The organism is Halopseudomonas sp., from assembly GCF_047631575.1.
Classification (GTDB): domain Bacteria; phylum Pseudomonadota; class Gammaproteobacteria; order Pseudomonadales; family Pseudomonadaceae; genus Halopseudomonas.
In genome coordinates this window covers 53,419-64,267 of sequence record NZ_JBLIAB010000011.1, presented here as the reverse complement: position 1 = coordinate 64,267, position 10,849 = coordinate 53,419, and the positions used below count along the sequence as shown (strand labels likewise).

At 54.2% G+C, this 10,849-nt stretch carries 9 protein-coding genes; 7 read left to right on the top strand and 2 right to left on the bottom strand.

Going from position 1 to position 10,849, the window contains the following annotated elements; translation table 11 throughout:
* Positions 1-1,274, top strand: a 1,274-nt coding sequence (ppnN, locus tag ACJAXR_RS14860; protein ID WP_415059042.1) for a nucleotide 5'-monophosphate nucleosidase PpnN, incomplete at its 5' end; no start/stop codon positions are given.
* A 141-nt stretch (positions 1,275-1,415) separates the two neighbouring features.
* Here the strand turns inward: ppnN and ACJAXR_RS14855 are convergent.
* Positions 1,416-2,756 carry an ATP-binding protein gene (locus tag ACJAXR_RS14855; protein ID WP_415059041.1) on the bottom strand — a complete coding sequence of 447 codons (1,341 nt, stop codon included), beginning with the start codon at positions 2,754-2,756 and terminating at the stop codon, positions 1,416-1,418.
* Positions 2,743-3,408, bottom strand: coding sequence for a response regulator transcription factor (locus ACJAXR_RS14850; protein ID WP_415059040.1), 666 nt, complete (start codon positions 3,406-3,408; stop codon positions 2,743-2,745). Before ACJAXR_RS14850 ends, ACJAXR_RS14855 begins: the two co-directional genes overlap by 14 nt.
* Before the next feature lie 200 nt (positions 3,409-3,608).
* Between ACJAXR_RS14850 and ACJAXR_RS14845 the strand changes: the two genes are divergently transcribed.
* The 6 genes from ACJAXR_RS14845 (at position 3,609) to ACJAXR_RS14820 (ending at position 10,828) form a co-directional block, all read left to right on the top strand.
* Positions 3,609-4,175, top strand: coding sequence for a cupredoxin domain-containing protein (locus ACJAXR_RS14845; protein WP_415059039.1), 567 nt, complete (start codon positions 3,609-3,611; stop codon positions 4,173-4,175).
* A gap of 83 nt (positions 4,176-4,258) precedes the next feature.
* Positions 4,259-6,043, top strand: coding sequence for a copper resistance system multicopper oxidase (locus tag ACJAXR_RS14840; protein WP_415059038.1), 1,785 nt, complete (start codon positions 4,259-4,261; stop codon positions 6,041-6,043).
* Between the two features lie 44 nt (positions 6,044-6,087).
* Positions 6,088-6,789 carry a copper resistance protein B gene (locus ACJAXR_RS14835; protein WP_415059046.1) on the top strand — a complete coding sequence of 234 codons (702 nt, stop codon included), beginning with the start codon at positions 6,088-6,090 and terminating at the stop codon, positions 6,787-6,789.
* Between the two features lie 99 nt (positions 6,790-6,888).
* Positions 6,889-8,241 (top strand): APC family permease, encoded by a 1,353-nt coding sequence (locus ACJAXR_RS14830; RefSeq protein ID WP_415059037.1) that lies wholly within the window; start codon positions 6,889-6,891, stop codon positions 8,239-8,241.
* A 30-nt stretch (positions 8,242-8,271) separates the two neighbouring features.
* Entirely contained in the window at positions 8,272-8,499 is a 228-nt protein-coding gene (locus ACJAXR_RS14825; protein ID WP_415059036.1) for a hypothetical protein, read from the top strand.
* Positions 8,492-10,828 (top strand): heavy metal translocating P-type ATPase, encoded by a 2,337-nt coding sequence (locus ACJAXR_RS14820; protein ID WP_415059035.1) that lies wholly within the window; start codon positions 8,492-8,494, stop codon positions 10,826-10,828. The genes ACJAXR_RS14825 and ACJAXR_RS14820 overlap by 8 nt, the downstream gene beginning before the upstream one ends.
* The last annotated feature ends 21 nt before the right edge of the window (positions 10,829-10,849 follow it).

The following is a 10,849-nucleotide window of genomic DNA, read 5'->3' as shown; positions in this document are numbered from 1 at the left end:
GCAGTACCTACAGGTTGTTCCGCCAATGCGCATTGGCAATTCTCAATACCGGTGTGCAAATCGATAACGCCAAAACAATTCTCGAAGCCTATGAGGATTTTGACGTGCGGATTCATCAGCAGGAACGTGGTGTCCGCCTGGACCTGATAAATGCACCGGCCGATGCGTTTGTTGACGGCGAGATGATTGCCAGCACGCGAGAAATGCTTTTCAGCGCACTGCGCGACGTGGTTTACACCGAGAGTGAGCTGGGCAGCCCGCGGATTGATCTGACCAGCTCGCAGGGGATTACTGATTACGTATTCCACCTGCTGCGTAACGCTCGCACTATGCGGCCAGGCGCGGAGCCAAAGATGGTTGTCTGCTGGGGTGGGCATTCGATCAATACCGAGGAGTACAAGTACACCAAGAAGGTCGGCCACGAGCTCGGCCTGCGCAGCCTGGATATTTGCACCGGTTGCGGGCCAGGGGTGATGAAAGGGCCGATGAAGGGCGCGACCATTGGCCACGCTAAACAGCGTGTCACCAATGGTCGGTATCTAGGTCTGACTGAGCCCGGAATCATTGCTGCGGAGGCGCCCAATCCGATTGTTAACGAACTGGTGATCCTTCCAGATATCGAAAAACGGCTTGAAGCATTCGTGCGCGTTGGCCATGGCATCATTATATTTCCTGGCGGCGTAGGCACTGCGGAGGAGTTTCTCTATCTGCTGGGCATTCTGCTGCACCCGGATAATCAGTCGCTGCCATTTCCGGTTGTCCTCACCGGACCAGAAAGCGCTGGACCCTATATGCAGCAACTGCATGAATTCATCGGCGCAACACTGGGTGAAGCCGCCCAGCAACGCTATCAGATAATCATGAATGATCCTGCTGAGGTGGCCCGGAAAATGGCACGAGGCCTTGAAGAAGTGACCGAATTTCGTCGTGCTCGCAACGATGCTTATCACTTCAACTGGCTGCTCAAGATTGAAGAAAGCTTTCAGCGCCCCTTTGATCCTACCCATGCCAACATGGCGACCCTGCAGTTGAGTCGGGAACTGCCTCCCCATGAATTAGCTGCCAATTTACGCCGCGCGTTCTCGGGCATAGTGGCCGGAAACGTCAAGGACAAGGGTATTCGCCAGATCGAGGAGCATGGCCCCTATGAGATTCAAGGTGATCTCGCTGTGACTCGGCCTCTGGACAAGCTACTGGAAGCTTTTGTGGCCCAGCACAGAATGAAACTGCCTGGTGGTGCGGCCTACGTTCCTTGTTATCGGGTTGTTGCCTGACTAAGTGACTCGGTGAGCATGTCCGTCTCAACGCGAACGGAGAATGCGACCCGTGCCTATCAATTATCAGATGACAATGCTGGCAACCGTAAAAGCGAAGATGGGCCCTCGGTGGCCCATCCTGCATTGCTGTCAATTGCATTAGGTTTTTCGGTGGATAATGATCTCGATTTTTAATCCACCCAAGGGACTGTGCGAAAAATGTATCTGCCCACTGTAGCGATCGATTATATCGCAAACGATTGCCAGACCCAGGCCATGTCCGGGCGTCTGCTCGTCCAGTCTCAACCCGCGCTTGCCCAGCTCACTTATCGCGTCTTGTGCTACTCCGGGGCCGTCATCAGCTACGACGATCAGCATTTGCTCATTGTCTTCGCTGAGTGATAGGTCGACGAAGGTTGATGACCACTTGCCGGCGTTATCTAGAAGATTGCCGAGGATTTCGCTCAGGTCGTGTTCTTCAATAGGCCAGCGATGTTCTTCCGTCATGTCCGTGGATAACTCGAACGACTTGTCGGGATGCAAACGACCAAACATCCATGAAAGATCTCTTGCCTGTTTCACCGGAAAAGCGCTTTTTCCGACCTGGGGTCCAGCAAAGCGGCTACGCCGCATCTCTGCCTCCAATTGCTTGTCGATATCGCCGAGTCGCGATCCCATTTCGCGCCTCAAGTCATCGTCCAGTGGGCGACTGGTGTCTTCCAGAATCTGCCTGACCGCTGCGATCGGCGTCTTGACACTGTGGGACAGATTAGCGAGCGCATCCCGCGAGCGTTCCAGGCGCCGGTCAAGAAAATCAAGCAGCTGATTGAGCTGTTTAACCAGAGGCTGTAGCTCCTCTGGCGCTTTGACGTGGATACGCGAGATCTCACCGCATTGCAGTTTTTTCAGCGAGGACTGGAGCGATATAACCGGCCGCATAGACAGGGTGATGCCAATCCAGATTACGCCCACGAGCAGCAAGATCAGCATGATGGATACGATTGCAGTCCAGGCATGCAGCTCTGCCTGGCTGGCCTTCAGCGCTGCCATGTCTTCGGACACGATGACTACTAAAGGCTGATCATTCACTATGAATGCTTTTCTAAAGGCAATGACATCGGATGGCGCACCGGCTGCAGTGGTGTTGCGCACTCTGATCGCGCCCTGCTGATCTGATTGCAGCAAGGGGCCCAATAATGCCTCCCAGGTACTTGGTGAAATAATGGTCTGGGTTGGAGACTGAATGGCGAAGGCATGGTGAAAAACCTCTTGGAAATAGTCGCCTGTGCGCAATGTATCGATCTTGCCATCGGAATGGCGAATCTGCAGCTCTAGAAAGGCCACTTCATCTTGCAGCCGACTTTCAACAAAGTCCCAGGACATTCTTTCCAGCAGGATGCCGTGGACAAGCCAGGCAGTTGCCATTAGGGCTATACCCGATGGTAACAACAACGCCAGCAGCGTTCCCTTGACCGAGGTCGGTTTTTTAAACAGCATCATCGAATAAATACCCCTGACCGCGTCGTGTCGCGATGGTATTGGCTCCCACAAGTTTTCTGAGGCGGCGTATGTACGCCTCGATTATATTGTCGCTCGGACTTTCGCTCAGGTTGTAGAGCTGCTCAATGAGCTGTTCCTTGGAAAAAACCTGCCCAGGCCGGCTCATCAGACAGCGCAGCAGGCGGAATTCCGTGCCGGTCAGGCTATGCTCTGAGCCGTCTTGGATCTTCAGACTCTGGCGATTTTCGTCCAGTTCAAAACCGCCCGCTTTCACCGACGTGTGAACGCGCCCCTCACTTCGGCGCACGATAGCGTTAAGCCGTGCCACCAGCTCTTCCGTCCGGAATGGTTTGGTCAGGTAGTCATCGGCGCCTGCCTTCAGGCCATTGACCTTATCTTGCCAATCCCCGCGCGCCGTCAGGATCAACACCGGGAAGCCGGCGTTACTTGAGCGCCAACTGCGGAGCACATCCAGACCGTTGCCATCCGGTAGCCCCAAATCCAGAACGCCCACCCTATAATCCTCTTGCTCACCCAGAAGGATTGCCTCTCTAGCGGTCTGCGTCCTGTCCACGCTAAAACCCGCCTTCTCAAGTTGGCTGGCAAGTCCTTCGGCTAACAAGCTGTCATCCTCTACCAGCAGTAATCTCATCAGTTGTTCTTCCGCAATGTGAGCACAGTCGATTTGAGTGTCACTGATTAACCTGAACTCTGCCTGAATAGAAAATAGCTGGATATTTTCAGAAAGGATTCAGGTTGATGGACGATTATAATCATCAATTCGGACGTACGTGCTTGCAACCAGCAAGCCCAACGGCCCCTGAATGGGGCCAAATAACAGGAGAGGCTTTGATGAGCTTATCAAGATTTGCAGTTGCAGCAATGGCTATGTCGGTTTCGGTTCTTGCGCTGGGTGCTGGCGCTCACGATGGTGGGCATGGGCAAGGTGTGAAAATCGGTGAGCCGGGCAACGTGTCTGAGGCTGATCGCACCATCAACGTCGTCATGCATGACAACTACTACGAGCCTGAATCTATTGACGTCAAGCCGGGAGAAACCGTGCGCTTTGTGATTGAGAACGAGGGTAGCCTGGTCCATGAATTCAATATTGGCACGGCGTCTATGCATGAGGCTCACCAAGCCGAAATGATGATGATGGTTGAGCACGGGGTCATCCAGGGCGGTAAGTTGAACAAAGAGATGATGGATATGGATCACAGTATGATGGGCATGGACATGGATATGGATATGGGCAAAGGCCACTCCATGAAGCATGACGATCCCAATAGCGTGTTGCTGGAGCCGGGTGAGAACAAGGAAATCATTTGGAAATTTGCAGAAAAAGGCGCCATCGAGTTCGCCTGCAACGTTCCCGGCCATTACCAGGCTGGCATGTACGGCGATGTGAATTTTAACTGATCTGTTTTCTAGCCAGATGAATGCCCGACATGTTGCATGTCGGGTAGATTTCTATGCATTCAAGCAGTTGGGAGTAATAATCCATGAAGACAACTCTTTTGGCGGGCGCATTGGGCCTGCTTTTGCCGGCTATTGGTCTGGCGGGTGAATACAGCCTGACGGTCGATCGAGTACAAATCGATACCGGCGACTTCGCTAAAGAAGGTATTGGTTACAATGGTAAATCTCCAGGGCCGGTTATGCGGTTCAAGGAAGGCGAAGAGGTGTCCATCAAGGTCACTAACAACCTGGATGAGATGACCTCCATTCACTGGCATGGCTTGATCCTTCCGTACAAGCAGGATGGCGTCCCGGGGATCAGTTTTCCGGGTATCAAGCCGGGCGAAACTTTCACCTATAACTTCCCCATCACACAATCGGGAACCTACTGGTTTCACAGCCATTCGGGTTTCCAGGAGCCCGATGGCGCCTATGGAGCCATTGTTATTGAGCCTGAGGGGCGTGAACCTTTTCGATACGACCGCGATTATGTAGTGCAGTTAACCGACAAGCATCCGCATACCGGCGACCGCATCATGCGCAATCTAAAAATGATGCCTGACTATTACAACCGCGAGCAGCAAACGGTTGGTGAGTTCTTTTCCGACGCGTCTGAAAAAGGGTTTATGAGTACGCTGAAAGATCGGCTGGCGTGGGGCGATATGCGCATGATGAAAGCGGATGTCGAAGACCTGCAGGGTTTTACTGGCCTCATTAACGGCAAGGGTCCGGAGCAGAACTGGACTGGCATTTTTGAGCCGGGTGAGCGAATTCGGCTGCGCTTCATCAACTCCTCAGCGATGACGTACTTTGATATTCGTATTCCCGGACTGGAAATGACCGTTGTTCAGGCGGACGGCAACAATGTTCAGCCCGTCAGCGTTGATGAGTTTCGTATTGGCGTTGCTGAAACCTTCGATGTGATTGTTCGACCCAAAGACGCTCAGGCGTATACGATTTTTGCTGAATCCATGGGGCGTTCAGGTTATGCCAGGGCAACCCTTGCACCTGAAATGGGCATGGTAGCCGAAGTGCCGGAACTCCGTGAAGCTGCCCGGCTGACCATGGCCGACATGGGCAGCATGGAAGGTATGGATCACGGCAGCATGGCCGGCATGGAGGGTATGGACCACTCCAATATGGCTGGTATGGCCGGCATGGAGGGCATGGAGGGCATGGATCATTCGAAGATGAAAGGAATGGACCATTCGAGCATGGAGGGCATGGATCACTCCAATATGGCCGGCATGGACCATTCCAAAATGGGTCAAGGGTCAGCGATGGCGGACACTGGCGCCAGCGATCCCTTCTACGCTCAGGGCAGTGGCCTGATTCCAACGGCAGCCAATGGCGGCAAGTTTCTGTCTTATGCAGACCTCAAAGCCCAGAAACCCCTCTTTGAGGAGCGTGAAGCTACTCGGGAAATTGAAATGCGCCTCACCGGAAACATGGAGCGCTATACCTGGAGCATCAATGGCGTCAAATACGAGGACGCTGATCCAGTCCGTCTCCAGTACGGCGAGCGCGTTAGGTTCAAATTTGTCAACGAAACCATGATGACTCACCCCATGCACCTGCACGGCATGTGGTCTATTCTGGATGTTGGCGCTGGCCAATTGAACCCAGTCAAGCATACGATCAGCGTTCAGCCGGGCACTACGGTCTATATGGAGACCGAGGTAGATGCGCCGGGGCAGTGGGCATTCCATTGTCACTTGTCCTATCACGCCGCGGCGGGAATGTTCCGCAAGATTATTGTTGAAGGTGGACCTGAGACTCCAGCGGCAGCCGTGAGCGAGCAATCGGTCAAAGTGGGAGGTGGGGCATGAGTTTTTTCAAGTCTTTGGCGGTGACCACATTAGCCGGTCTGGTGATGATGCCTGCACTGGGATTTGCCCAGGAGCGGAGGCAGGATACAACCCCGCGTAAGGAGCCCTTGAAGGTCTGGGGCGCTCAATTCGAAGAATTTGAATACCGCTACAGTGATGACGACGAAGAGCTGGGTGTATGGAGTGGAGATTTTTTCTATGGCACAGACGCTCTGAAGGTCCGTTGGCTGACCAAAGGCGAATATGCTATTGAAGAGCAGGCTTATGAAAAGCTTGAGAATCAGCTGGTTGGGCAGATTCCTATCTCGGATTTCTTTGATGCCAAAGCGGGAATTCGGTTTGACACCCCGGAAGGTCCAGACCGTACCTATGCTGTTCTGGGTATTGCCGGCTTAGCTCCTCAGTGGTTTGAGATTGATGCCAACTTCTACGTCAGCAAGGATGGAGACACCTCCGCTGAACTGGATGCGGAGTACGAGCTGTTGCTGACCAACTACTGGATCCTGGCGGCCGCTTTTGATGCAACTGTCGCATTCAGCGAGGATCGCGAGATTGGCGTGGGTAAAGGTCTGGTATCGACTGAAACGGGGTTACGGCTGAGGTATGACCTGATAGATCGTTCCTTCTCCCCCTATATCGGCGTCGTGCATGAGCGCAAGTATGGGGACACTGCTGACTTTGCCAGAGCCGATGGGGCTGGTACCGAACAATGGTTTGCCGTTATCGGCGCAAGACTGTCCTTTTAAGGGCCTGAACCGTTATTGGGCCTGCGCGGCCCGGGTTGAACAACCTCGGGTTGCTTGCTGTCCAAATATTCTGTTCATGAGTATTTAACAGGAGGCTGTATGAGCAAGGAGCAAGACAGGACCACGCATTACAACGAGGGTAGCCTAACCCTGGCAGGTACTGTCATGTTGGGCACTGGCGTCATGATTGGTGCTGGTATCTTTGCGCTTACAGGTCAAATGGCAGAGATGACAGGTGCGCTTTTCCCCCTGGCCTTTCTGTCTGCGGCTGTCATTGTGTCTTTTAGTTCTTACTCCTACATCAAGATTTCCAACGCCTATCCGTCCGCTGGCGGCATTGGCATGTATCTGCACAAGGCATACGGTGATCGGCTACCGACCGCATTTCATGCCTTGCTGATGTATTTCTCGATGGTGATCGCCCAGAGTTTTCTCGCCCGTACATTTGGCTCCTATACGATGCAGCTGTTTGGCGGCGATGAGAGCGGACTTATGGTGCCGATTCTCGGGGTATCACTGATCCTGGCTGCATTTGTGATTAACCTGCTGGGAAACCAGATGGTCCAGGGCGTTGCATCTTTTATTGGTGTGTTAAAGATCACCGGTATTTTGATCATCGGCTTGGTAGGTGTCTGGTTGGCAGACAGTCTTGCTGTCGACTTTTCCAGCACGGGCAAGACTGGGGTCGCTGGCAACTTCTTGGGTGCAACTGCGCTGGGCATACTGGCGTTTAAAGGTTTCACCACCATTACCAACAGTGGGTCCGAGGTGAAACACCCGCGTCGCAATGTGGGCCGTGCCATCATCATTTCCATTGTCGCCTGCGTGGTGATCTATACCCTGGTTGGCTTCGCTGTCGCCAGTAACCTCTCGCTCGCCGAGATTATCGAAACCCGAGACTACTCCTTGGCTGCCGCCGCTCGTCCGGTACTGGGTGAGTATGGAGTATGGTTTGCCGTGGCAATCGCCATGATGGCGACAGCCGGCGGCATCCTCGCCAGTATCTTTGCCGTATCGCGCATGCTCGCCATGTTGACCGAAATGAAACTGGTACCGCATAGCCATTTCGGTATGTCGGGCAGCATTCAAAAGCACACACTCGTTTACACGGTGGTGTTGGGTCTGATCCTGACCGCCTTTTTTGATCTTTCCCGGATTGCAGCGCTCGGGATTATCTTCTACCTGATTATGGACATCGCCATTCATTGGGGGGTGTTGCGTTATCTGCGCGAAGATATCAAGGCGGTGAGGTGGGTACCGGTAGTAGCCATTGTGCTGGATCTGCTGGCGCTTGGCGGCTTTGTCTGGGTCAAGCTGAACTCGGATCCCTTCATGCTTGCCGTGGCCGTTGTGGCCATGATCGTGATTGCAATTGGCGAGCAGATATTCCTGACATCGTCAGCACGGAAAAAAGCGGTGGACGATGAGAATACTCACGCAGACCACCATTAATATCTACGATTTGAAAAGGAGGTCAACACCATGATGAACGAGAGCATGTATGGAAATGCCATGTGGAGTGGGCACTGGCTATGGATGCTGGTGGTAGCCATCGTCGTCGTCGTGCCGGTCTGGCGAATATGCCGGCGCACTGGGTATCCGGGCTGGCTGGGACTGTTGATGCTGGTTCCGATGGTCAATCTGGTTTTGTTGTACTTTATCGCCTTTGCCGACTGGCCTGCGAGTAAAGTAGGAGCACGCAATGAGTGATCCCCAGCACGATCATCATGATCATGAAGGCCACGGCGAAAACGCTGTAAAAGACCCTGTTTGTGGCATGTCGGTCGATCCCCATACGGCAGAACATCGCAGTCAGCGTGCAGGCAAGAGTTGGTACTTTTGCTCTTCTCGATGTCAGTCAAAATTCGAAGACGATCCAGAGAAGTACCTCGGCGAAAAGAGTGCCGAGGCAGAAACGGTAGCACCCGGCACCATGTACACCTGCCCGATGCACCCCGAGATCCGTCAGCAAGGCCCCGGTGATTGTCCCATCTGCGGCATGGGCCTGGAGCCCGAAGAAGTCAGCCTGGACGACGGGCCCTCCGCAGAACTCACTGATATGACACGCCGATTCTGGATTGGTCTCGTTCTGGCGTTGCCTGTTTTTATACTTGAAATGGGGGGTCATCTTTTTGCGATTGATCACATCCTGTCTCCGCAAATATCCAACTGGATTCAGTTACTACTGGCCACCCCAGTGGTCGTTTATTGCGGCTGGCCGTTCTTTGTTCGAGGCTGGAAATCTCTTCTCACCCGCAACCTGAATATGTTCACGTTGATTTCCATAGGCACCGGCGTTGCGTTGTTTTATAGCCTGGTCGCAACATTGATGCCGCAGATTTTCCCGGGTGCCTTCCGCCAGGACGATGGCTCGGTCGCTGTGTATTTCGAGGCCGCGGCCGTTATCGTGGTGCTGGTATTACTCGGACAGGTACTGGAGCTGCGGGCCCGAGAGAAAACCTCCGGCGCCATCAAGGCTTTACTGGATCTTGCACCAGCAACCGCTAGGAAGCTGGGAGAGGAGGGCGCAGAGTCCGATGTGGCACTCGATCAGGTAAAAGTCGGTGACCGCCTCCGGGTGCGCCCCGGCGACAAGGTACCACTGGATGGTGAGGTTCTTGAAGGCAGCTCGAACGTGGATGAGTCCATGGTGACGGGAGAGCCCTTGGCAGTCAGCAAAAAAGCAGGCAGCCAAGTGGTCGGTGGCAGCATCAATCAGCAGGGCAGTTTCATTATGCGCGCCGACAAGGTGGGCCGCGATACGATGCTGTCCCAGATAGTGCAGATGGTGGCTAGCGCCCAGCGCAGTCGAGCGCCGATTCAAGGTCTGGCCGATAAAGTAGCCGGCTGGTTCGTGCCGGCGGTCATCGTCATCGCCGTCATTGCGTTTGTCGTCTGGTCAATATACGGACCTTCGCCGCCAATGGCTTTTGGGCTGATTGCTGCGGTGAGTGTATTGATCATTGCCTGCCCCTGCGCCCTTGGTTTGGCAACTCCCATGTCGATCATGGTGGGTGTTGGCCGTGGCGCTCAGATTGGGGTGCTGATCCGTGACGCGGAAGCCCTCGAGCGCATGGAGAAAGTAGATACGGTCGTGGTGGATAAAACCGGAACGCTGACCGAAGGCAAGCCGCAGGTGACCCAGCTGGTGCCAGCAGATGGCTTCAGCGACGAGGACCTGATGCGCTACGCCGCTGGTCTTGAAAAGGGCAGTGAGCATCCGCTGGCGCATGCCATTCTCGAGAAAGCCAAGGCCATGGAGCTGAAGCTCTCCGATGCCGAGGATTTCGACTCCCCTAACGGTAAAGGGGTAACGGGCAAGATCGATGGTAAACGGGTCCTGCTCGGTAATCGGCTGCTCATGGAGTCTGAGGATGTCGATACATCCGCTTTTGACAAAGAGGCAGACGAGCTGCGCAAGGACGGAGCTACGGTCATTTTTGCCGCAGTGGACGGGAAGATCTGTGGGGTACTGGCGATCGCCGATCCGGTCAAGGAGACCACCGCAGCGGCTATTGCCGCGTTACAAAAGGAAGGTGTTCGCGTGGTTATGCTGACGGGCGACAATCGCACCTCCGCCGAGGCTGTAGCCCGCAAACTCGACATCGATGAGGTAGAAGCGGAAGTGCTGCCTGAAGACAAGGGCAAGATCGTCCAGCGTCTCAAGGATGAAGGTCGTATTGTGGCAATGGCCGGCGATGGTGTGAACGATGCACCCGCCCTGGCCACCGCAGACGTCGGTATCGCCATGGGCACCGGCACGGATGTTGCCATTGAAAGTTCGGGCATTACGCTGCTGCGCGGTGATCTGATGGGGATTGTTGAAGCCCGGAAGTTGTCACGCGCTACGATGCGCAATATCCGCCAGAATCTGTTTTTCGCCTTCGTTTACAACGCGGCGGGAATACCGATTGCGGCGGGGCTTCTGTACCCATTTACCGGCCTTCTGCTGTCGCCAATCATTGCGGCGGCGGCTATGTCGTTGTCTTCGGTCAGTGTGATTACTAATGCTTTGCGATTGAGAGTTGTGAAGCTCTGATGCTAGTCCTTCCAGAGATTG